Source organism: Shinella sp. WSD5-1, from assembly GCF_963942435.1.
GTDB classification, from domain to species: Bacteria; Pseudomonadota; Alphaproteobacteria; order Rhizobiales; family Rhizobiaceae; genus Shinella; species Shinella yambaruensis.
On sequence record NZ_OZ012604.1, the window covers coordinates 60,298 to 81,597 of the forward strand.

The following is a 21,300-nucleotide window of genomic DNA, read 5'->3' on the forward strand; positions in this document are numbered from 1 at the left end:
TATCCCCTCATACCAACGAGCGCTGACGGCGCCTCGTAGAGGAGTTCCCAAATCATCGAATTTCTGACTCCCTGTGCCGAACGGAGGTTCGGCATGACGAGAGCAATATCGTTGCGGATGGACTATGACGGCTCGACGTTAAGACGGCTTGCGAAGAAAGCCAGGGACGCCGCGCAAGTTCGCCGGCTTCTGGCTCTGGCTTCGATCTATGACGGCGGGTCCAGGCAGTATGCATCCGAGATCGGCGGCGTGACGGTACAGATCGTTCGTGACTGGGTCGTGCGCTTCAATGAGCGCGGTCCCGATGGATTGATGAACACCAAAGCGCCCGGGGCTCGGTCGAAACTGAACGACGCGCAGCGCAAGGCGCTGGCTCAACCTGTGGAAAGCGGCCCAATTCCGGCCATTCATGGCGTGGTGCGCTGGCGGCGCAAGGACCTGGTCCAGTGGCTGTTCGAGGAGTTCCGCATTTCCATCGACGAGACGACGGTGGGCCGCGAACTCGAGGCCCTCGGCTTTGCCAAGCTTTCGGCCCGTCCTCGTCATTATGCGCAGAACGAACTGGAAGGCGACGTTTTTAAAAAGACTTCCCCGCCGCTCTGGCAGCGATCAGGGAAAAATGCCCGCCCGGCACGGATATCGAAATCTGGTGGGCCGACGAAGCCCGAATAGGACAGAAGAACAAGATCACCCGGCGATGGGCACGGCGAGGAACACGACCATCTGCACCTGCCGATAGCGGACCATGTGGACCTATATCTTCGGCGCGATCTGTCCGAAGAAAGGCAAAGGCGCAGGTCTTGTTCTTCCCTATTGCGATACCGGGGCCATGCAAGAGCATCTCGCCGAAATCAGCCAGCCCGTCGATCCCGGCGCGCATGCAGTGCTCATCCTCGATCAGGCTGGCTGGCACGTCACGCCGAAGCTCAAGGTTCCCGAAAACATCACATTGATGTTCCTGCCCCCGCCATCTCCGGAGTTGAACCCAGTGGAGAACGTCTGGCAGTTCATGCGTGACAACTGGCTGTCGAACCGGGTCTTCCGGGACTATGACGACATCGTCGATCAATGTTGCCGAGCCTGGAACAGGCTCATCGATCAACCTTGGAAGATTATGTCCATCGGCCTACGAGACTGGGCGCAAAGGTCATGATCAATGCACGTTGGTATCAGTTCGTTCCGAACACGTCACGCGTGTATATCTTATCCTTTACATCGTCGAGGTCCTTCGATGAGCGGTTGGCGATAATGACGTCGGCCCGGCGCTTGAAGTCCGTAAGATCCCTGACGACCTCGGAACGAAAAAACTCGTTCTCAGGATAATCCGGCTCGTAAACGATGATCGGAATGCCTTTGGCCTTTATGCGTTTCATGATGCCCTGGATTGAGGAGGCGCGGAAATTATCTGAGTCCTTCTTCATGGCCAGCCGATACACACCGACTACGTCTGGGTTGCGCGCGACGATGTCGGCGGCAAGGAAATCTTTGCGCGTTGTATTGGCGTCAACGATGGCTCGGATCAGGTTCTGCGGCACCTCACTGAAATTCGCGAGAAGCTGCTTTGTGTCCTTCGGAAGGCAGTAGCCGCCATACCCGAAAGAGGGGTTATTGTAGTGTTTACCGATGCGTGGGTCGAGGCCGACACCTTCGATGATCTGTCGTGTGTCAATGCCGTGCGTCATGGCATAGGAATCTAACTCGTTGAAGTAGGCGACGCGCATGGCGAGATAAGTGTTGGCGAAGAGTTTGATCGCTTCAGCTTCACCGGACCCAGTGAAGAGAACCGGAATGTCCACCTTGATAGCCCCTTGCTGCAACAAACCCACGAACTGGTGCGCTTCGGGTGTATCGCTACCGATCACGATCCGTGAGGGGTAGAGATTGTCGTAAAGCGCCTTGCCCTCGCGTAAGAACTCCGGTGAGAAAAGGATGCGATTATCGCCTCGCTGCCGCTGCAGCCTTTTAGTGTAGCCAACAGGGATCGTTGACTTAATGACAACCGTCGCTTGCTGGTTGACGCGACGCACGTCATCAATCGTGGCCTCTACACTCGTCGTATCGAAGTAGTTCGTATTAGGATCGTAGTTCGTCGGGGTCGCGATGATGACGAAATCGGCGGCGGCGAAAGCGTCGGCTGGGTCCGTCGTCGCCCTAAGGCGAAGAGGCTTCGATTTCAGATACTCTTCCATCTCTGTGTCGGCAATCGGCGATATTCGCTCATTGAGCTTGTCCACCTTATACGGGATGACGTCATAGGCAATGACATCGTTGTGCTGGGCCAGTAGGACAGCATTTGAGAGGCCGACGTAACCGATGCCCGCTACCGTAACATTGACCATGAGAAACCTATTAGCAAAACATTGTGATACCAGCGCCCCCTCAAATGAGCCGCTGCTCGAATAAAATATAGATCGTGTCCGTTCAGGCCATTTGGCAGCCGGAACAAGCATTCGGCAGAACTAGGCTACAAGATTCGTGCTATTGCAAGACCATTTAGGATATATGAATGTCCTGTGAAGAGAAGCACAAGGTTGTGCATATGGTTTGAGAAATCAAGAAAAATTTTTCGTTAACAAATTTAGGAAATTAACGCCATCACTAACAAAGCTTATAAGGTTATACCGAAAGAATTAATTGTAGACAACAAGCGTAATTTCATCAAATTTTGTAATTGTAGACGAATTTTCCGCATGAGGATTGTAGAGAATAAACTGATCCGATTTTTCGTGGCCATTAATATACGCTCGATGTTCCCGTTTGGAGGGTTTTTGGAGAGATGTGAATCGTGGTGTATTCCCTTCGAGGCGTGATTTATGCTTCAGCATTTATGCTCGTGTTGGAGGTCAGTATGGGTGGGCCAACCTCTGTCGATGGATTTGCACTCGCGGTTTCTTGTGGCGATTAATAATGGGATGAGTTGCTGAGCTTCGGCTGTGCGGGTTGTCGTAGCTGCATCGACTACGATCCGCTAGCATGCGCAGCGACGTGCAAAGATCGACTGCGCTCCCGGTGCTCTTTTTGCGGGATCAGAGCACCAAGGGAATCATAAATTCGAGAAAATGGCGAGGTGAATAGAACCATCCAGCTTTCTGTACGCTATCATTATCAATCAAAATACGATAGGCAACGTCCAGCCAAGTAGAGATCAAAGCTGCATGTTTTCTTTCGACTGGAAACAAACCCTTCTCCGGAGGCCTGTGGGCGATCTAGGCCGACTATCATTGAAGCGCTCGCAGCTCGCCATCGAGCGCTTATCACGTTTTCGGTTCTTTTCCGGCTCTGATTACACAGCCCTGCATCAGGACACAGAGAAGGTGAATCCTGCCGCCCATTATGTTGGCCATGGAGCTGATGAACACCGGCAAGCCGCAAGACCGATCCATATTGCCCGGACGCTCGGAGAGCTTGCCGCTGGCATTTCACCGTCCCGCATAGTAAACGAATACACCCCTCGCCCTTTGCTGACCATCGGCCTATACGTGAGTAGCCTTAGTAATGTTTTCATGCAGGAGATCGCGGCCGCTCTTGGAAACCTACTCCGAAACGCTGGATACACCGTCGCCGAAGGCGACGAGAAAAGTGATATAGAGACCAGACCAGAGCGTTGCATTTATGTGGCTCCGCACGAGTTCTTCTTTCTTGGTCGGGGGCCCTTATGGGTGCGCGACGATGTGTTAGAAGGTGCTTGTATGTATTGCACCGAACAGGTGCAGACACAGTGGTTTTGGCAAGCGCTGCACATTGTCTTGATGGCCAGATCGGTGGTCGATATGTCTATGCCAATTGCGGCGGCTTTTGCCGAGGTGATGCCGGCTGCTTGCATCTTTCCGGAGATTCGCAAGATACCTCTCTCTCTTGAGGCGGAAGTCCGAGCACATCCGCTTCTTGCTGGACAGCGTTGGTGGATTGACGGTCCCACACCTGCCGATTGGATTGGGCGACCGCTTGACCTATGCTTCTTCGGCACTGTCAGCCCCTATCGTACACGATTCTTCGCCCGCAACGCGGAAAGGCTCGGCCGATACGAGAGTTTCATTTATCTCCGCACCGCCAATGCGACCAAGCCGATGAATGCCGAAACCGGAGAAGCACGTCTTGTAGACGTGGCCCAACATGTGGCTCGTAATACACGAGTACTACTCAACATCCACCGTGATGAGTTTTCCTATTTTGAATGGCACCGTCTGGTTTATCAGGGTATGGCCAACAGCTGCACGGTCGTTTCAGAGCCATGTTTCGCCAATCCTGACTTCCAACCTGGCATCCATTATCTTGCCGAAGAAAGTCACCGCCTCATAGATTTGCTAGAATGGGTGCTCAACGACGCTGATGGAAAAGAGAAAGCGGCTGTGATCGCTCAAGCCGCGGCCGCGGCCGCTCGTGATCTAAAGAGCGATATACAAAGATCCCATATTCTCGCCGAGCTCCTAACTGTCTAAGGCATGTATATGAGAAGAAACGCTAGCCAGACTGTGTTACAGTGGGGAAACATATCCTCAACTGAAGGCATATCGGTGGCAGTCAGCCTCTATAATTATGCGAATTATATTGAAGAATGCCTTGATTCAATCGCAGCGCAGGATTTTTCCGACATTCAGCTCGTCATCGTCGATGACTGCTCTCAGAAGGACGACTCTGTAGGAGTGGCGCAAGCCTGGATGCGGAAGAACAAGGCTCGCTTTCCAAGCGGAATTCTTCTGCGTCACGAAGAAAATAGTGGCCTTTCGGAAGTACGTAACTCTGCCTTCAGAGCAGCGACTTGTGATGCGGTCTTTGTGATGGATGCCGATAATGTCATCTATCCTGCCTGCTTACGTAAGCTGCGGCGTGCTTTGATAGCGGCGGATGCCGATGCTGCCTACAGTCAACTGGTGATGTTTGGTGACATCACGGACATCGGCCTCGCAGACTATTGGTCAAAAGCCCTTTTAGCGGAGGGCCCATATATTGACGCGATGGCGCTAGTGCATAAGCGTGTATGGGAACGAGTGGGCGGTTATACACACTTGGACGGCGGATGGGAGGACTACGACTTCTGGTGCAAGCTCATCGAATTTAATTCACTGTGCTGTTATGTTCCAGAGTTTCTTGGAAAATACCGCGTTCACACCTCTTCTATGCTACGTACAGACACAGTAAAGAGTTACGAACGTCTCTTTAATATTATATCAATGCGGCACCCTTGGACGAAACTAAAGTGATGCTGGAGACCTCGAATTACCGCTGAATTGGTGATCGGCAGGGCGTCCTGATGGCTGTTGGCGGTTTTTGGCTGCGATTTCATGCTCGCTTGCGTCGTGTCACAGCCCTTTCGGGACGGCATTTGTCAATCGGCGCACAAATCTGGCTCTGAGGAGGTGCGGACGAAAACTTGGACTGCTTATGCTGCAGTTCCGAGATTCCGGCGGTATTCGGCGGGGCTAAAGCCGCCCAGTGAGAGCTTTATGCGATGCTGATTGTACCACTGGATGTAGGGATCCAGCTGCTGCATGAAGTCGTCAGCGGTCGTATTGATCCAGGTGCGATTATAGAGCGAATCCGATCATGTTGCATCATATCCTGCGGCGGCGAAATAGTTCTGGCATTCGTTTGGCGTGAAGAGTTTGAGCAATCGCCCGATGGTGTTCCAAAGGTCGCCGATGGAGCGTTCGGCGGCCTTTCTCAACAGCGTTTTGAGTTTCGAGAAGGCGTTTTCGATGGGGTTGAAGTCAGGGCTGTAAGGCGGAAGATATTCGAGCCTCGCGCCGATGCTTTCGATCATTTCCCGGACCCTTGGCCCCTTGTGGCTGGACAGGTTGTCCATCACCACGATGTCGCCGGGTTGAAGCTCGGGCAGCAACACCTTTTCGACGTAAGTCTCAAATGCGATGCGATTGATCGGCCTGTCGATGACGAATGGGGCAATGAAGCCGCGTAGCGTCAACGCTCCGATGAAAGTCGTGGTTTTCCAGTGGCCATGCGGAAGGCTGATCCGCAGGCGCTCGCCTCTGGCGCATCGGCCGTAGCGGCGGGCCATGTTTGTCGAAGCCCAGGTTTCGTCGATGAAAACGAGGCGCGCCGGATCAAGGTCAAGCTGGCCGTCGAACCATTCCTGCCGCCGTCTCAAGATATCGGGGCGATCTTGCTCCGAGGCATGCGCACTCTTTTTTTGCGCGTGACGTTGTGACGAGTGAAGAAGCGCTGGATCGTATCCGTCCGGCGAACCTTTCAATTACCCACATCTCTTGCCTTGGTTGAATCTCGTATGATTCCTTATCTGGCACCGAATCGAGGGGCGCCGGTGCATGGACGGAATAGCGACACCATGGTTTGATGAGGAACTTGCCGGTTGCAACCTTGCCGACAAGCGCCTTGACCGGCGACTGCGGCAATTGGTGGAGAGGATGGGCGGTTCTATCGGAGCAAGCATCCCGTTGGCATGCCAGGACTGGGCCAATACGAAGGCGGCCTATCGCTTCTTCTCGAACGACCGCGTTGGAGACGCGGACATTCTCGCTGGTCATTTCCAGTCCACCCGTGGCCGTTTCGTTGCAGCGTCTGGCCCCATCCTGGTCCTGCAGGACACGACGGAATTCACCTATCAACGGGAAAGCACCGATGCGATCGGCATGACGTATCGCATCAAAAGTGGCAAGGACAAAGCCGGGCGTTTCAGAATGCACACGGTCTGCGGTCTTCTGATGCATTCCAGTCTGGCGGTCACACTCGACGGCCTGCCGCTGGGGCTTTCAGCCATCAAGTTCTGGACGCGGTCGAAGTTCAAGGGCACGGCTGCATTGAAAAAGAAGATCAATCCGACGCGGGTCCCCATCGAGCAGAAGGAGAGTTTCCGCTGGCTGGAAAACATCCGGCAATCTGTCGCCCTGCTCGGCGATCCGGGCCGATGCGTGCATATCGGCGACCGTGAGAGCGATATCTATGAACTCTTCTGCATGGCCCATGATCTCGGCACCCATTTTCTGGTCCGCACATGTGTCGATCGTCTGGCGGGCGATGGCGATCATACGATTGCCGCCGAAATGAAGGACGCGCTGGTCGAGGGCTTTCATGAGATCGAGGTCCGCGACGACAAGGGGAACCGGGAAACAGCCACCGTCGAAATTCGATATCGCCGGATCCGCGTCCTGCCGCCGATCGGCAAGCAGAAGCGCTATCCGGCTCTCGAACTTACCGTCATTTATGCCCAGGAGCGGGACGAACCCCAGAACCGGCCGCGCATCGACTGGAAGCTGATCACCGACCTGCCGGTCCAGTCGGCTACGGACGCGATAGAGAAGCTGCATTGGTATGCAATGCGCTGGAAAATCGAGGTTTCCATAAGATTCTGAAATCCGGATGCAAGGCTGAGGAGGCCAGACTGCGAACGGCCGAGAGGCTCGTCAAGCTGATCGCCGTCTTCTGCATCCTGGCTTGGCGGGTATTCTGGATGACCATGCTCAATCGCACCACGCCTGGCGCCAAACCGGAAATGGCGATCACAGCCGTCGAGATGAACCTGCTCGATCGTCTCATCACCGGCAAACCGTCATCGTTTGAGCCTTGGTCAGGTTGTTGCGGTCGATGGTCATCAGGCGAACGACGGTGCGCGCGGCGGGAGCATAGCCGAGTCCGCTTTCAGCCTTTTCTGCTCGCCTTCGTCTCGTTGCCCATTCGGTGACAACACGCAGGCCTCCGCCAAAACCGGCCAGTCGAAGCTGCCGCCACAGTTCGGCGCCATTACGCAATCCAGCATCCCATTGAGCTTCAAGCCAAGGCAGGTGCGGTTCGAGAGAGGTTTGCCGGACCCGGAAGATGTCTGTCCGCTGACCACGAACGACACTGCGGACCAGCTTTCGGCTATGCCCAGTTCGGTGCACGATTTCCTTGATGGAGACACCATCGGCGACGAACCCGCGGATTACGGCATTTGCCTCTTCACGCCGCAGATATCCCTCGTATTGCAGCCGCTCAGCGGCAGTCAGCAGTTTCGGATTTACGGTTGCAGTGCCGATCGCCATCCGGACCTGCCGCATCGATTTACGAACAGCGTCGAGAAAAGCGTGGCTGGCGTTTTCCATCAGATGCCAACGGTCGGCGACCTGATCTGCGTGTGGGAGAGCTCGTGCGACGGCCTTCGCATATCCACCGCCACGGTCTCTTGCGACGATCTCGATCTGGGGCTGCTGGATCAGCCAGGCCTCGGCGGTCGCCTGTTCCCTGTCGGGCAACAATGCGATTGCCCTTCGGCGTTCAAGATCGCAAATGATGGTGCCGTATCGATGATTGCGTCGCCAGGCCCAGTCATCAATGCCGATGACGCTCGGTGGTATCGGCGCAGGACGGTCGTATCGGCGAACGGTTCGCAGCAGCGTGTCATTGCTCACCGGGAATCCGAGACGATCTGCAAATCGGGCCGCCGGGCGACCACCCAATGCGAGAGCAAGATGGCGAACCAGACAGTCCAGGCGTGCTGTACGGCGAGCCATGGGGCGAATTACGTCGTCACCAAAGCGCTCGGCGAAAATCTTTCGGCGGCAATTGCCGGCACTACAGACGAAGCGTCTGACAGTCAGGTGCAGCTCGATCCGCCGACCCGCACACGGCAGGTCGACAAGCCTCCGAGGATAGCGACTATGAATGCGCCGGGAGACGGTTCCACAGTGGGGGCATCTACATTGTTCTGACCGGCCAGATGCTACGACAACAATCGCGCCGGCCGCATCGTGCACTGCTTCAACGTTGAATTCGGCCGGGATCAGATCGGAAAGTCGAAATCGGGTCCGCATGGCGCTGATTCTCCAGAGAAAACAACGCCAATTGAAGCCTAAACATCATCGAGATTGAGTCAGAGCCGAATATTGACCCCTCTGTGGAGTGCGCCCCTTGGGGTGGGCAGACCGGGATGACGAATTGACCGGCCTTCCGGGTTTTCGGAAAGAAGACCCATGGCAAAACACCGAAGTCACAGCGTCGAGTTCAAACGTCAGGTCGTGCAGGAATTCCTGGCCGGCGAAACGCTGCATGGTCTGGCAAAACGCCACGACGTGTCTCGCAACCTTATCCGCATCTGGGTTCAGAAGTACGAGCAAGGCGCATTCGAGGACGATGCGCGGGCGGCCGATCTCGTCCAGGAATACGAGGCCCGGATCGCCGCCCTCGAACGGCTGGTTGGCAAGCAGGCTCTGGAACTGGAGTTTTTAAAGGGGGCTCTGAAAAGCGCATCGGGGCCGAAAAACGGAACTACATCCGTCATCATCGGCCCCGTGGCATCTCCGTCGCGGAAGGATGCCGGCTGATGGGAATCGCGCGCTCCACCTATTATGACCGCCCAGAACGGCCGGCCGACGACACCGCGATCGTCGAAGCGATGTTCGCGATCTGCGACGAGTTCGAGTTCTACGGCTACCGCCGCGTCGGTGCGGCCCTACGACAGCAGGGTCTTGTCGTGAACCACAAGAAGGTCCGTCGCCTCATGCGCGAACACGATCTGCGTCCGAAGATCAGGCGACGGTTCATTGCCACGACCGACAGTGACCACGACGGCCCGATCTTCCCGAACTTGGCGAAGGCCATCATCCCGAGCGGTCCCAACCAGCTCTGGGTCAGCGACATCACCTATGTCTCCTTGCCGGCCCGGTTCATCTACGTCGCCATCATCCTCGATGCCTGGTCGCGGTTGATCGTCGGTTACGCCATCGGTCGGTCGATCGACGCACGGCTGACGGTGGCAGCCTTGAAGGCGGCCATTGACAGGCGAAAGCCGCCGCGGGGCGTGGTTCATCATTCCGACCGCGGCTCGCAATACGCTGTCGAGGTCTACCGCGAGACATTGGCCGCCAATGGCCTGATCGGTTCGATGGGCCGCCGCGGCAATCCGTACGATAATGCCAAGGCCGAAAGCTTCATGAAAACGCTGAAGGTCGAGGCGGTCTATCCGATGGCCTTCGAGACCTTCGAGGACATCACTGAACACCTTCCCCACTTCATCGAGGAGGTCTACAACAAGCGCCGGCTCCATTCAGCACTCGGCTACCTGAGCCCCCCAACAGTTCGAGGATCAACACATCCGGCAGACTGGCAAATCAGCAGCCTGATCAGTGTCCACCCCAAGGGGCGCACTCCAGATTGCGGGAAATTATCACTGAGATTTGACCCATGTTTCAATCACCCCTCGCGAGGTTTCAGCGGGGGCTCTGGAGTGATCGACATGGCGTTACTGAGCGTAATCCGACGCTGGCATTTTCGAGAGCATCTATCGATCCGGGAGATTTGCCGCAGGACCGGCCTTTCCCGGAACACTGTCCGCAAATACCTGCGCCTGGACGGCGTGGAGCCGAAGTTCAAGGTCCCGGAGCGGCCGAGCAAGCTTGATCCGTTTGCAGATCGGTTGTCGGCCTGGCTGAAGACCGAATCCAAGAAGGGCCGCAAGCAGAAGCGCACCCTGAAGCAGCTCTACGCCGACCTGGTGGGCCTCGGTTACGACGGCTCCTATTGCCGTGTTGCAGCCTTTGCCCGCGAATGGAAGGCAGACCGGCAGAGGGAATTCCAGACGACAGGGCGCGGAACGTTCGTGCCTCTGGCCTTTGAGCCGGGCGAAGCGTTCCAGTTCGACTGGTCGGAAGACTGGGCCATTATTGGCAATGAGCGCACCAAGCTGCAGGTGGCGCATACGAAGCTGAGCTACAGCCGCGCTTTCATTGTTCGGGCCTATCTCCTCCAGACGCATGAGATGCTGTTCGATGCCCATAATCATGCATTCCGGGTCTTCGGCGGCATCCCCGGCCGCGGAATCTACGACAACATGCGCACGGCGATCGACAAGGTCGGCCGCGGGAAAGAGCGCGACGTCAATGTCCGTTTCCTGGCGATGGCCAGTCACTACGTATTCGAGCCGGAGTTCTGGCGAACATCACTCTGGCACATTGCGATGCCGTCGGGAGGGGGCATCCACTCCATCAGCTCTCAGTGCAAATCAACATCGAGGACACAAAGGACACGAAAGCGCCTGCCATCGACCAGCGCATCCGAGACGAAGTCCAGGCTCCAGCGCTGGTTCGGTCCCTGTGGGATTGCCATCGGCGCTCGCGTTCCCAGCGCTCTTTTGCGACCGCCGCGCTTGCGCACGGTCAGCCACTCCTCCTTGTAAAGCCTATACAGCTTCTTCCAGTTGATCTCGACGCCTTCCCGCTTGAGCAGAATATGCAGGCGACGATAGCCGAAGCGACGCCTTCGGCTGGCCAGTTCCTTTAGCCGCGTGCGGATCGCGACATCATCGCCTCGCGTCGACCGATAGCGGAAGACACGCGGATCGATGTTGACCAGACCGCAAGCGCGGCGCTGCGAATAACCTTTCTCGCTCATAGCCCAGTTCACGGCGTGCCTCCTTGAGCCGGGCTTCAGAAGTTTTTTCCGAGCATTTCCTTCAGCGTCGATACATCGAGCATCGCTTCGGCCAGGAGGCGCTTCAGCTTGGCATTCTCATCTTCAAGAGCCTTCAGGCGTTTGGCCTCCGGCACGTCCATGCCGCCATACTTCGAGCGCCACTTGTAGAAGGTCGCATCGCTGACCCCGTATTTGCGGCACAGCTCAACGACCGACAAACCGGCCTGGTGCTCCTTCAAAATGCCAATGATCTGCTCGTCGCTGAAACGGGATCGCTTCATTCTCTGTCTCCATCTCCGGAGAACAGACTAACCTCAAACCGAGGACATTCCAGGGGACCACGTCAAGGTTTTCGGCAACAATGTTCGAAACGCGCAGATCGGGGTTCAGGAAGGCGCAGGGTGTGATAACAACCTATTGGGCCCTAACTTGTTTAGGGGGTTATCGGAATACACGCTGTCAGCGGGGCCGGGACGCGTGTGTTGCAGGTTCCTCGAAAATACACCCCGCCATCAGCAGGTGCTGCCGCCATCAACGGAGAGCAAGCATACGACGACAATTATTTCTACATTGCGACTGCATCCAACACTTGGAAGCGCGCGGCAATAGCAACGTGGTAAGAGATGAGCCAGGCGGAGCTATATGGGCCGCTTGGCTAGGAAGACTTCGGTATATTCTCCGAGTATCCCGTGCGTTCTATCACAGAACCGATACACTCGAACATCGAACCCACCCCAGGCGGAAAGGGCTTTGTGGATGTCGTAGCCGTAATCTACCGTTACAATTGAACCTTTCGCATCCACGGGATTCCCGTGCCACTCTTCGGGTTTGACGTTTGTAGTGGTGCCATCATCATTGTATACAACTCTGCGCTCGATTGCGCCAACTTGGTTCTTTCGAACCGGCCAAGTGCAAAGCATAGCTCCACCGGGCTTGAGCGTGCGGCAAATCTCCCGAACCGCCGCTTCGGGATCAGGAATATGCTCCATAACATCTAATGATATAAAGAGATCAAACACATGGGATGGAAAAGTCAGATTCTGCAGATCTTCGCACTGATACTCTCTTTCCTTCGAGCCCCGTGGTAGATCGGGGTAGAACTGCGTTTGGACGAGGTCGGTCGCTTCTCTCTTGATCTTCGCAGAGATGCCTCGGGTAATTGGGGATGATTCATGGATTTTGAGTCGTCGCCAATTTGGGAAGTGCTCTTCAAGGACAAGGGCCAAGGCACGCTCGCGAGGCACAGATCCGTTTGGGCAACTGCGACATGTTAATGACCCGCGGTACCAGTCATCGGTCGCGCTAAAGCTTGCCTCAGCTTGGCAGATTGGGCAAAATCCTTTGTAGTTCATAGCGGCGACCATCTAATCCTCCAGCACGATCCCTCATTAGACCGTGTGCCATAGTCATCGGAGTCGAACAACCGAAATACACTTGACCGTCCTCAAAGAGCGGTAGCTTCGGCTTCACGTACTTTGTGAAGCTACTCTCCGATCATTCCCTGTAGCGCTTTCCTAGGTCGCCTGCTCGCGAGGCGGGGACATCGGGACTGAGGGGGATATCAAAGGGAAAATGGAGCGGCCAGGTGTGACGGTCTGCGCTGTTGCGCGGCGTTGCGGATGCCTACCAGTCCGCATGCGGATCTGCGATGAACGGCGAAAGGTCTTTACTCGAAAAGCCGGCGGCCTCGATAAGGCCGATGCAACGGGCCCGTTCCTGCTCGATGGCGTCGACGATCATCTTCACCGGATCGCGCTGGCCGCAGCCGAGATGACGAGTTGCGATCCGCCATGCGGCGCGCTCCGTCAGCGATGAAAAGATTGCAGAATCCACGTCTACCTCTTTCTCCCCCAGCAGCGCGGAAACTGCCATCCGAACCTTGCGTCTAGTTGGAGGAGGGAACCAAAAGACCCGGCCGAGCGCCCTATCGCTCAACCGGGTCCTGCCGGAAGGACTTTGGGGGAACATCCGGCGCCCCCTTTTACCGTGCCGCGTTCTAAAATTCCATCTCCCGCAAGTCTCCCATTGCGCGACGGCACCTAGCCGCAATTCTGCTGCCAACTGGTCTTGACTGCGTCCGTCCGAGCAGCTGCGCCCCCTCGATGCTAGCTTTGTCGGCTGCAATTAACCGCTAAGGTGGCGTTTTTACTTGGCGGCGCGAAATGCCAGACCGTCAAGTGAGACACGCAAGGAGGGCGAAGAACAGGTCGGGACCACATTACCGTTCACGGCGTCAACGATCACGTAAACATTGCTGTTGTCGACCGTATCGATCGCGTTCAGGCGTTGCGTCCTCATGGGATAGTAGAACGAGGGCAGGGCAAAAATCGGCGCGCCATTTGTCCCGACCCTGGCCTCTCCATAGAGGTGAATATAGCCGTTGCTGTCCTTCTGATAAGCCACCGGTCGAGCGCCGACGGAAGACCCATTCAGGAACGCGGTTACTGTGGTTGGCTGGCAGGGCGTGAGAACGGACGGGCTTGGTGCATGATTGTCGGCCGTGCCGACATCAACGCTTGAAGTTGCGAATCCGACTTGCTGCTGATGCAGCCGATTTCGCTTGAATTCTCCGCCTTTCATATTGGGGATGGAGAAATTCGCACCCATCCCTATGAAGTTATTGTTTATGCTGGCGCCGTACATAGCGGTTGTGTGGGAGAAGGGAAGGGTGCTCGTGCCCTCGACGTAATTCTGGCAGAAATAGAGTGATGCCCCGCCATCCGCAAGCGAGTACACTTGATAGCAATATTCAAAGTCGGAATTCTGTATGACGATATTGTCGGTGTGTCCGGCAACATGCAGGAAACGTCCATTGCTGGCTAGGCCGACATTGTATGCCTTGAACCGGTCGATGACTAAATTATGGCATGAGGTCGAAGAATTTATCATTATTCGACCGACATTTACCGCCTGGCATCGTAAGAAGCTCACCGCATAACTTGCGTCCATCAGTACGCCGTCACGCATTTCGTTGAAACTCACGCCTTCAAACTGCGCACCGTTTGCGTTCTTCAGCTCGAATGCCGTTCCCGCAGTCGTCCCGCCGCCAACGAAGGACATATCGGAGACCCGGAAATTTGTACCGCCGGCTGCAAGCGCGCCTCCGACGTAGAAGGCGGCTTTAGACGATGCAACGGAGGCGCAATTGATGATCGTGCTGCCCCATTCGCCAAAAACATGGATAGATTTGTTTGCTGTCTTTGGGAAAACAACCTGTGTGGCGATGCGATAGTTACCGGCAGGAACGAACAGGGAAGCCCCATTTGGTTCGGCCAAGATATCGGCGATGGCTGCGGCAAAGGCTGGAGAGTTGTCTGCCACTCCATTGCCGTTTCCGCCGAAGTCGAGCAAATTCCGGATGTTGATCATGGTGCGCGTCTCTCCATTTGACCCATGAAGCGTCGAAGCCGTTGCGCCCATCGGCACCATCGGCAATATGCTTGCAGTTCACACGGAATATTCCACTTATGCTTGAATGAAAGCATGGGTGGAGCACATAGTCGAGTCACAATTTAAAAGACCGCATGACGCCGCGCTCCCCAGCGCTTGCCTAGCCGCTTAGGCGGCGCCTCCTATGCCACCGAAAGGGTACCCCATGGACCGCACCATCCCGTATGGCGCGACGATCCTTCTCGCCTTCATCCGGAAAACGGAAGTCGGCCGGGAAGACCGCGCGTCTTATGACGTCATCTTCGCCAACAAGCAGGGCAAGCTTCCCGTGCCACTCACGTCGATGACCTATGGCGACATCATCGACGCCCAGCGGGCGTGGTCGAAAAACCACGGCTCCAGCGCCGCCGGCGCCTACCAGTTCATGCGCGCCACACTCATCGATCTGGCCAAGGCCAATCCCTGGATCAGCGGCAGCGATCCGTTCACGCCGGAGCTTCAGGACCAGCTTGGCTATCAGCTCCTGCTCCGGCGCGGCTATGCTCCTGCCGCGCGCACCATCGTTCGCCTGATGACCATCGACCGCAACAACCTGACCAAGGCTCAAACGATGACGGTTGCCGCCATCGAAGAGAGGCTGCCAGACCTTGTAGAGGCCAGGGACGTCGTCGAGAGCTTCCACGGCATGTTGCGCCGCAAGTCCTCCGGTGATCTGGGGGCCTGGATCGAACGCGCGGCGAAAAGTCTGGTCGCATCATTCGCGAATGGCGTTATCCGAGACCGAGCCGCAATCCAGAAGGCGATAACCTCCCAGTGGTCGAACGGCCAGACGGAAGGCCAGATCACAAAACTCAAGCTCATCAAGCGCCAGATGTACGGTAAGCGGTCAGCCGATGGCGTCAGGCTTGAAGTTCCATGGCATAAGCGCCTCGATATCGGCTACCGGCCAGCCTTGAACAATGCGGGTCAAGGTCTGAGATAGCCAGTGGAGCGGATCGACGCTGTTCATTTTGCAGGTCTGCAGCAAGGTGGCCAGCGTGGCCCATGTCCGTCCACCACCCTCGCTTCCGGCGAATAGGCTGTTCTTCCTGGTGATTGTCTATCCCCGTTCATTCTGCCCATGTCGGCGATGAGGTTGAGGTTTTCTACCGCTGGCATCCCTATTTCGGCCAAAAGGTTTGCATTCGACGGGTCGACCGACGGGCAATAGGTCAGTTTCTGCAGGTTCTGGGACCGGCAGGTGTCGTGGTGTCGATTGCCGGCTGGATGATCGATCCTGTGGCGTGCGCTGGTATGACAATGGGTTCGGCGCGCGTCGATCTTGCGGCGCTAATCGAGCTGAACAGGCTGGTCATGGGCGGTGACAAGCCTGCAATCTTCCAAGGTGGACGTGGAGTCGCCCAGGAGGAAGATGATGAGACCTCGCAATACGCCGGTGCCGGCCTCGGGTCGGCAGCTCAACCTGATATTCGAAACACGCAAGCTCGACGGACTGAGCGACAAAGATCGGGAGAAAGCGATATCAACGCTGGCACGGCTGCTGATGCAGGCAGCTTGACCACATCGACGAATTTACGCCGGGCATGGGCCATGCAGAATGCCAGCCTCAAGGGTCTGGAATTGCTCTTGCTGCGATGTCTGGCGAGCGTCTTGTAGGCGGTATATCCGTCCACCTGAAGCACGCCGTTGAAGGATACCAATTGGCGCTCGGCCTCACGGGCGCTGCGGCTCTCGGAGAAGATATAGCCGACCGCGGGCGGAGCCGGTCCTTTCCAGGGGCGATCGTCCACGGCCTGCGCCCAGAGCTGGCAGCTTTCGTTCGCTTTCGCCCCGGATCGAGCCGCGGCAATCGGGTCTCGTCGGAAAAAACCCTTGGCTGGGAGCGGATGAAGGTCAGCAGCCTGTCGTAGAGTGGTTTGAGCGTGAGCGCGACGAACGCACCACCTTGCCTGTAGGCTGGGTTGATGCTGGTGGCCGCGTTGTTACCGGGCCTGTCTTGTGACGGCGTGCAATTGCAGGACTGCGGATGAGATATGGTGGTGGGCCGTCGCCCTTATTTTGCGCCGCTCCTGAGGAGAAAGCCGGATGAGGAGCTTGGCGAGCTGCGGATTGACGGCCATGATGGGGGCGATCACCGGCTTTGGCGTGGCAAGGAGGATCGGCGCCCACGCTTCGCCGCCCAGACTGAGGCCAAGGGAAAATCCGATCGCCCAGGGACCGACGATGGTCTCGCCCTTGTGGTTCATGAAGATCGGAAAGTAGTGCCCGGGCGCGTCGCGCAGCAGGCTTTCGACTTCGTCGTGGCGGTTCAGCACGGTATTGACGAGCCGCTCCTCGATCGAGCTTGGCCTGGTTTGCGGTATTGAGCCGCCGAATACGTGCGGCAACCAGGTATGTGCAGGGATCTTCACCGGGCCGGCCACGACGGCCGCAATCAGCCCATCGATGGCGCTCACGCCGACATAGTCGTTGTGCCCATCGCCGCGAAGGTACTCATCGAGCTCGTCATAGGAAACGGCGGGCCGGGTCATGCGGCTTGACCGACCTGATCGGCTTTCCACTTCCAGGGCAGCAGCGTATCGAGCTGGTTGATCGTCGTGCGGCCCGATACGATCCGTTCGAGCACATCGGCAAGCCAGGTGTATGGATCCAGACCATTCAATTTGGCCGAGTTGATCAACGAGGCCAGGACCGCGAAGGTCTCGCCGCCCTGGACATTGCCGACGAACATCGAATTCTTTCTCGTCAGGGCAACGGACTTCATCGAACGCTCGATGATGTTGGAGTCGATCTCTATCGTTCCATCGTCGAGGAAAGCGTTCAGGCCCGTCCAATGGGTGAGCGTGTATTTGATGGCCTTGGAGAGGGCGGACTGCGTTGAGATGTCGTTCTTCAGGTCGAGCAGGCGCGCCTTCAACTGGCGCGTGAGGGGAGCTGAGCGGAGCTGGCGGGTATTGTGACGATCCTCGGCGCTTTGCCCCCTGATCTCCTGTTCGATCTGGTAGACCCCGGCGAGGATCGATACGACCTCGAGCGCCTCCGGCGATCCGGTCAGCTTGACCACATCGACGAATTTACGCCGGGCATGGGCCATGCAGAATGCCAGCCTCAAGGGTCTGGAATTGCTCTTGCTGCGATGTCTGGCGAGCGTCTTGTAGGCGGTATATCCGTCCACCTGAAGCATGCCGTTGAAGGATACCAATTGGCGCTCGGCCTCACGGGCGCTGCGGCTCTCGGAGAAGATATAGCCGACCGCGGGCGGAGCCGGTCCTTTCCAGGGGCGATCGTCCACGGCCTGCGCCCAGAGCTGGCAGCTTTCGTTCGCTTTCGCCCCGGATCGAGCCGCGGCAATCGGGTCTCGTCGGAAAAAACCCTTGGCTGGGAGCGGATGAAGGTCAGCAGCCTGTCGTAGAGTGGTTTGAGCCACCAGGCGACGCGCGTGACCCAGGCGCCAAGCGTTCCACGATCGAGGGCTATCCCATGGCCCGCGAAGATCTGGGTCTGCCGGTAGAGCGGAAGGTGCCACGCGAACTTGGAAACGACGATATGGGCCGCCAATGCTGTCGTCGCCATGCCGCCATCCATGAAGCGCGCCGGCGCGGGAGCCTGGACGACGCCATTCTCGCATGCCCGGCAGGCATAGCGAGGGCGAATGGTTCGTTTGACGCGCAAAATGGGCGGAACGACATCAAGTGCCTCGCTCGTCGTCTCTCCAATGCGATGGAGCGTGCCGGAGCAGCAGGCGCACGCCCGGCTTTCCGGCTCGATAATGACGTCGTAGCGTGGCAGGTGCCTGGGAAGAAAGCCGATGTTGCGGGCTGCGGGTTGCCGGCCACGCGCACTCTGCCGGGCACCGTCAGGCTGATCGTCGTTGGCAGCGACCGGAACAGCCGAGAGGTCGCCAAGATCGAGACTGGCTTGTGCGGGGTCGATTGTCGAAAGCACCTCTGATCTTGCGCCATGGATCAGCCGCTTCAGATAGGCGACTTCCGCCCTCAGATCGAGGACCATCCGGCTCAGTTGCTCGACATCTTGCGGGAGCTGAACGTGACGAAGAGACATGCCGAAAACTACCACACCGGCATGAATCTGCAAGCAAATACAATGGGATCAAGCGAGTTTCGTCGGACGCTTCAAGGGCTTTTGCCGGACCTGCGTCCAGTCCAGACCCGCAACAAGCAGACCGAACTGTTCGGGGGACAGGTGAAGAGCGCCATCCTTGACAGGCGGGAAAGTGAACTTCCCGCTTTCCAACCACTTCGTCGCCAGGATCATCCCTGACCCGTCCCAATAAATGTAGCGCAATCGGTCGCGCCGCTTGGCCCGGAAAACAAAAATGTCGCCGCAATAGGGATCGGCCGAAAGGGCAGACGCCACCAATGCGATCAGGCCGTTCATCCCGCGCCGGAAATCGACCGGCTGGGTCGCCACCATAATCCTCAGCCCCCTCGCAGGACCGATCACCGTCTACCCCGTAGCGCCGTCACCACCGCATAAGCCAGGTCGGGAGCAACATTGCCTGTAACGATCATCCGCCCGCCGCCGAGTTCGATCTCGATCCGGCCGGCGGCGCCCTCACTGGCGTCTGCAGCGCGCCGTCCATTTTGATGGTCGGCGATCATGATCGGCACGAAAGCAGGTTGTTCCACCGCGGCAACGGCTGAAGCCGGACTAATCTGCCCTGCCGCCCGCCGCCATGTGTTTAAAAGTCGACACCATCGCCAATCCGAGAGTCCATGCCACGACGCTGCGCGTGGTCAGCGAGGCCTTTGCCGAAGAACGGCCGCATCTGCGCCCGCTGCCCTTGGCTCCGTTCCGAGCGGTTTTGAAGCTGGAGCGCCGCATCTCGCGCGAAGGCATGGTCAGCGTCGGCGGCAATGCCTACAGCGTCCCGGATGCGACCCGCAGCAGGCTGGTCGAAGTCCATTCGCTTGCCAACGAGCTGCGCATCTTCGAGAACGGAACCCTGATCGCGGTCCATCCCGTGCTGGAGGGCCGCAAGCAGCGGCGTGTGCATCCCGATCACCGGAAAGGCATGGCGACCATCCAGCGCTCCTGGTCGAAGGGCGACAGCGCCGTCACCCTTCAAGGCGCCGGCGACAAGGTCATGCAGCGCTCGCTCGCCTTCTACGATGCTGTCGGCAAGGCCATGGCGCGGGAGAACCGTCCATGAGCACCAAACTCGACACCATGTCATCGATGATCGATCGCAAGCGCATCGATGCCCTGTTCGCCATCGAGCGCGACATCAACGGCCTGAGCGCGGCCGAGCGGCTGGCCGTCCGGCAGGAGAAGAGCAATCCGCTGCTGAACGATATGGAGGGATGGTTGCGCGCCGAGCGGCACGGCCTCTCGCGTTCATCCCCGGTGGCCGGGCCGATCGACTATATACTGTCGCGCTGGACTGACTTTGCCCGCTATGCCGATGACGGGAGGATTTGCATGACGAACAATGCCGCGGAAAGAGCGTTGCGCGGTGTAGCCTGCGGCAGAAAATCCTGGCTCTTCGCCGGTTCCGACCGCGGCGCCGATCGCGCGGCCATAATGCTCACGCTCATCATGACCGCACGGCTGAATGACGTGGATCCCAAGGCTTGGCTCGCCGATATCCTTGCTCGTATCGCTGACCTGCCGATCTCGCGTCTGCCGGAATTGCTTCCGTGGGAGTGGAAGCGGCTACGCCAGGGTGAAAGTCCAGCCCTCATGCTGGCGGCCTGACGATGGCAGCTTCCCTGGTCCGTCTGAAAGTCACCCTCGACCATGTCGAACCGATGGTGATGCGGCGCATTGTCGTGCCCTGGCGCATCCGGCTCAGCCGATTGCATGAGGTCTTGCAAGCCGCGATGGGCTGGACGAATACCCACCTCTACGAGTTCCAGATCCGCGATGTCGGTTTTGGTTTGCCCGACCAGGAATGGGGGGATGGCCCAATCGATGCGCGCAAGGTCTCGCTCCTGTCGGCAATCCAGGACACCGGCGCGAAATCCTTCAAATACCACTACGACTTCGGTGACGGCTGGACGCACAGCATCAAGATCGAGCGCACGTTCCCCCTCGTTGCGCTGGCAGACCCCATGCTGATCGAGGCGACGGGGCGCTGCCCGCCGGAAGACGTCGGCGGCCCTTGGGGATACCAGGAGTTCCGCGAGGCGCTTGCCGATCCCGCTCATGAGCGGCACGCCGAGCTTGCCGAATGGTGGGGCGCCAAAGACTTCGACCCGAACCATGCTGCGTTCGCCGACCTCAACAGAGCCGTTGAAGACCTGGTCGCAAAATGGGCGCGTCGATCACGCCGGAAAACCTGACGGTCCGCTACGCCAAGGGGTCCACTTCAAACCGAACTTCACCACCATAAACCGGTTGGTTCTCATCCGCGCGCGCAGAGACCGCGTGGCTGTTCGGATGCTTACGGATGATCGTCGCATCTACGATCTGCCCACCCTTGGCCAGATACCCGGACCGAGACAGGTGTTTGTCGAAGCGAGCGAACAGATTGTCGATGGCGCCGACCCGAACATCATCATGAGGCCATGACCTCGAAAAGGACCA

At 57.6% G+C, this 21,300-nt stretch carries 14 protein-coding genes and 12 pseudogenes; 11 read left to right on the plus strand and 15 right to left on the minus strand.

All coding sequences use genetic code 11. From position 1 onward, the window contains the following. The first annotated feature begins 93 nt into the window (after nt 1–93). Nucleotides 94–1,153 (plus strand): annotated as a pseudogene (locus tag AABQ55_RS35145) (IS630 family transposase). 16 nt (nt 1,154–1,169) lie between these two features. On the opposite strand, the gene AABQ55_RS35150 reads toward AABQ55_RS35145, so the two are convergent. Continuing rightward, on the minus strand, nt 1,170–2,339 hold the full coding sequence (locus AABQ55_RS35150; RefSeq protein WP_272809434.1) for a nucleotide sugar dehydrogenase: 1,170 nt from the start codon (nt 2,337–2,339) through the stop codon (nt 1,170–1,172). Between the two features lie 816 nt (nt 2,340–3,155). On the opposite strand from AABQ55_RS35150, the gene AABQ55_RS35155 reads away from it, so the two are divergent. Continuing rightward, nucleotides 3,156–4,439, plus strand: a complete 1,284-nt coding sequence (locus AABQ55_RS35155) for a hypothetical protein (protein WP_272809433.1) — start codon at nt 3,156–3,158, stop codon at nt 4,437–4,439. Between the two features lie 75 nt (nt 4,440–4,514). Then, nucleotides 4,515–5,201 carry a glycosyltransferase family 2 protein gene (locus tag AABQ55_RS35160; RefSeq protein WP_272809432.1) on the plus strand — a complete coding sequence of 229 codons (687 nt, stop codon included), beginning with the start codon at nt 4,515–4,517 and terminating at the stop codon, nt 5,199–5,201. Between the two features lie 179 nt (nt 5,202–5,380). Here AABQ55_RS35160 and AABQ55_RS35165 read toward each other — a convergent pair. Together AABQ55_RS35165 and AABQ55_RS35170 are read right to left on the minus strand one after the other, a co-directional pair. Beyond that, nucleotides 5,381–5,509 (minus strand): annotated as a pseudogene (locus tag AABQ55_RS35165) (IS3 family transposase); the annotation flags it as partial. A gap of 33 nt (nt 5,510–5,542) precedes the next feature. After that, nucleotides 5,543–6,189 (minus strand): annotated as a pseudogene (locus tag AABQ55_RS35170) (IS630 family transposase); the annotation flags it as partial. Between the two features lie 95 nt (nt 6,190–6,284). Between AABQ55_RS35170 and AABQ55_RS35175 the strand changes: the two are divergent. Continuing rightward, entirely contained in the window at nt 6,285–7,328 is a 1,044-nt protein-coding gene (locus AABQ55_RS35175; protein WP_272809431.1) for an IS4 family transposase, read from the plus strand. A 192-nt stretch (nt 7,329–7,520) separates the two neighbouring features. Here the strand turns inward: AABQ55_RS35175 and AABQ55_RS35180 are convergent. Beyond that, nucleotides 7,521–8,765 (minus strand): annotated as a pseudogene (locus tag AABQ55_RS35180) (ISL3 family transposase); the annotation flags it as partial. Nucleotides 8,766–8,924: 159 nt separating this feature from the next. Here AABQ55_RS35180 and AABQ55_RS35185 point away from each other — a divergent pair. From AABQ55_RS35185 to istA, 3 genes and pseudogenes are all read left to right on the plus strand, one after another. Then, a complete protein-coding gene (locus tag AABQ55_RS35185; RefSeq protein WP_272809430.1) occupies nt 8,925–9,275 on the plus strand; it encodes a transposase in 351 nt (116 codons plus the stop codon). Then, nucleotides 9,248–10,009, plus strand: a pseudogene (locus tag AABQ55_RS35190) (IS3 family transposase); the annotation flags it as partial. The gene AABQ55_RS35185 and the pseudogene AABQ55_RS35190, both read left to right, overlap by 28 nt. A 177-nt stretch (nt 10,010–10,186) precedes the next feature. Next, nucleotides 10,187–10,879, plus strand: a pseudogene (gene istA, locus AABQ55_RS35195) (IS21 family transposase); the annotation flags it as partial. A gap of 77 nt (nt 10,880–10,956) precedes the next feature. Here the strand turns inward: istA and AABQ55_RS35200 are convergent. From AABQ55_RS35200 to AABQ55_RS35215, 4 genes and pseudogenes are all read right to left on the minus strand, one after another. Continuing rightward, nucleotides 10,957–11,642, minus strand: a pseudogene (locus AABQ55_RS35200) (transposase); the annotation flags it as partial. 357 nt (nt 11,643–11,999) lie between these two features. Further along, nucleotides 12,000–12,587 carry a class I SAM-dependent methyltransferase gene (locus AABQ55_RS35205; RefSeq protein ID WP_272809429.1) on the minus strand — a complete coding sequence of 196 codons (588 nt, stop codon included), beginning with the start codon at nt 12,585–12,587 and terminating at the stop codon, nt 12,000–12,002. A 397-nt stretch (nt 12,588–12,984) separates the two neighbouring features. Beyond that, on the minus strand, nt 12,985–13,233 hold the full coding sequence (locus AABQ55_RS35210; protein WP_272809428.1) for a hypothetical protein: 249 nt from the start codon (nt 13,231–13,233) through the stop codon (nt 12,985–12,987). Nucleotides 13,234–13,506: 273 nt separating this feature from the next. Then, complete coding sequence (locus tag AABQ55_RS35215; protein ID WP_272809427.1) at nt 13,507–14,730, minus strand: glycosyl hydrolase family 28-related protein; 1,224 nt, start codon at nt 14,728–14,730, stop codon at nt 13,507–13,509. A gap of 226 nt (nt 14,731–14,956) precedes the next feature. Here AABQ55_RS35215 and AABQ55_RS37875 point away from each other — a divergent pair, with 226 nt between their 5' ends. Then, on the plus strand, nt 14,957–15,733 hold the full coding sequence (locus AABQ55_RS37875; RefSeq protein WP_443021321.1) for a transposase: 777 nt from the start codon (nt 14,957–14,959) through the stop codon (nt 15,731–15,733). On the opposite strand, the pseudogene AABQ55_RS35225 reads toward AABQ55_RS37875, so the two are convergent. The 6 genes and pseudogenes from AABQ55_RS35225 to AABQ55_RS35250 form a co-directional block, all read right to left on the minus strand. Then, nucleotides 15,638–15,850 (minus strand): annotated as a pseudogene (locus AABQ55_RS35225) (transposase domain-containing protein); the annotation flags it as partial. The gene AABQ55_RS37875 and the pseudogene AABQ55_RS35225 overlap by 96 nt on opposite strands. 397 nt (nt 15,851–16,247) lie before the next feature. Beyond that, a pseudogene (locus AABQ55_RS35230) lies at nt 16,248–16,672 on the minus strand (IS66 family transposase); the annotation flags it as partial. A gap of 61 nt (nt 16,673–16,733) precedes the next feature. Then, on the minus strand, nt 16,734–17,282 hold the full coding sequence (locus AABQ55_RS35235; RefSeq protein ID WP_272809426.1) for a YecA/YgfB family protein: 549 nt from the start codon (nt 17,280–17,282) through the stop codon (nt 16,734–16,736). Beyond that, nucleotides 17,279–18,813: pseudogene (gene tnpC, locus AABQ55_RS35240) on the minus strand (IS66 family transposase). The gene AABQ55_RS35235 and the pseudogene tnpC overlap by 4 nt, the downstream one beginning before the upstream one ends. Before the next feature lie 48 nt (nt 18,814–18,861). Next, the gene (gene tnpB, locus AABQ55_RS35245) at nt 18,862–19,185 is read right to left on the minus strand and encodes an IS66 family insertion sequence element accessory protein TnpB (protein ID WP_443021320.1); all 324 of its coding nucleotides are present in this window, start codon (nt 19,183–19,185) and stop codon (nt 18,862–18,864) included. A 26-nt stretch (nt 19,186–19,211) separates the two neighbouring features. Continuing rightward, the gene (locus AABQ55_RS35250; RefSeq protein ID WP_272809424.1) at nt 19,212–19,382 is read right to left on the minus strand and encodes a hypothetical protein; all 171 of its coding nucleotides are present in this window, start codon (nt 19,380–19,382) and stop codon (nt 19,212–19,214) included. A 65-nt stretch (nt 19,383–19,447) separates the two neighbouring features. Between AABQ55_RS35250 and AABQ55_RS35255 the strand changes: the two genes are divergently transcribed. From AABQ55_RS35255 to AABQ55_RS35265, 3 genes and pseudogenes are all read left to right on the plus strand, one after another. Beyond that, the gene (locus AABQ55_RS35255; protein ID WP_272809423.1) at nt 19,448–19,924 is read left to right on the plus strand and encodes a Mu transposase domain-containing protein; all 477 of its coding nucleotides are present in this window, start codon (nt 19,448–19,450) and stop codon (nt 19,922–19,924) included. A 41-nt stretch (nt 19,925–19,965) separates the two neighbouring features. Beyond that, a pseudogene (locus tag AABQ55_RS35260) lies at nt 19,966–20,469 on the plus strand (IS66 family transposase); the annotation flags it as partial. Nucleotides 20,470–20,471: 2 nt separating this feature from the next. After that, complete coding sequence (locus AABQ55_RS35265; RefSeq protein ID WP_272809422.1) at nt 20,472–21,056, plus strand: plasmid pRiA4b ORF-3 family protein; 585 nt, start codon at nt 20,472–20,474, stop codon at nt 21,054–21,056. Nucleotides 21,057–21,162: 106 nt separating this feature from the next. Here AABQ55_RS35265 and AABQ55_RS35270 read toward each other — a convergent pair. Then, nucleotides 21,163–21,267, minus strand: a pseudogene (locus AABQ55_RS35270) (IS5/IS1182 family transposase); the annotation flags it as partial. Nucleotides 21,268–21,300 lie beyond the last annotated feature (33 nt).

Coding starts and splice junctions, on each gene's coding strand:
- AABQ55_RS35150 (WP_272809434.1), bottom strand. CDS start 2,339: ATGGTCAATGTTACGGTAGCGGGCATCGGTTACGTCGGCCTCTCAAAT.
- AABQ55_RS35155 (WP_272809433.1), top strand. CDS start 3,156: ATGTTTTCTTTCGACTGGAAACAAACCCTTCTCCGGAGGCCTGTGGGC.
- AABQ55_RS35175 (WP_272809431.1), top strand. CDS start 6,285: ATGGACGGAATAGCGACACCATGGTTTGATGAGGAACTTGCCGGTTGC.
- AABQ55_RS35185 (WP_272809430.1), top strand. CDS start 8,925: ATGGCAAAACACCGAAGTCACAGCGTCGAGTTCAAACGTCAGGTCGTG.
- AABQ55_RS35210 (WP_272809428.1), bottom strand. CDS start 13,233: ATGGCAGTTTCCGCGCTGCTGGGGGAGAAAGAGGTAGACGTGGATTCT.
- AABQ55_RS35215 (WP_272809427.1), bottom strand. CDS start 14,730: ATGATCAACATCCGGAATTTGCTCGACTTCGGCGGAAACGGCAATGGA.
- AABQ55_RS37875 (WP_443021321.1), top strand. CDS start 14,957: ATGGACCGCACCATCCCGTATGGCGCGACGATCCTTCTCGCCTTCATC.
- AABQ55_RS35235 (WP_272809426.1), bottom strand. CDS start 17,282: ATGACCCGGCCCGCCGTTTCCTATGACGAGCTCGATGAGTACCTTCGC.
- tnpB (WP_443021320.1), bottom strand. CDS start 19,185: ATGGTGGCGACCCAGCCGGTCGATTTCCGGCGCGGGATGAACGGCCTG.
- AABQ55_RS35255 (WP_272809423.1), top strand. CDS start 19,448: ATGTGTTTAAAAGTCGACACCATCGCCAATCCGAGAGTCCATGCCACG.
- AABQ55_RS35265 (WP_272809422.1), top strand. CDS start 20,472: ATGGCAGCTTCCCTGGTCCGTCTGAAAGTCACCCTCGACCATGTCGAA.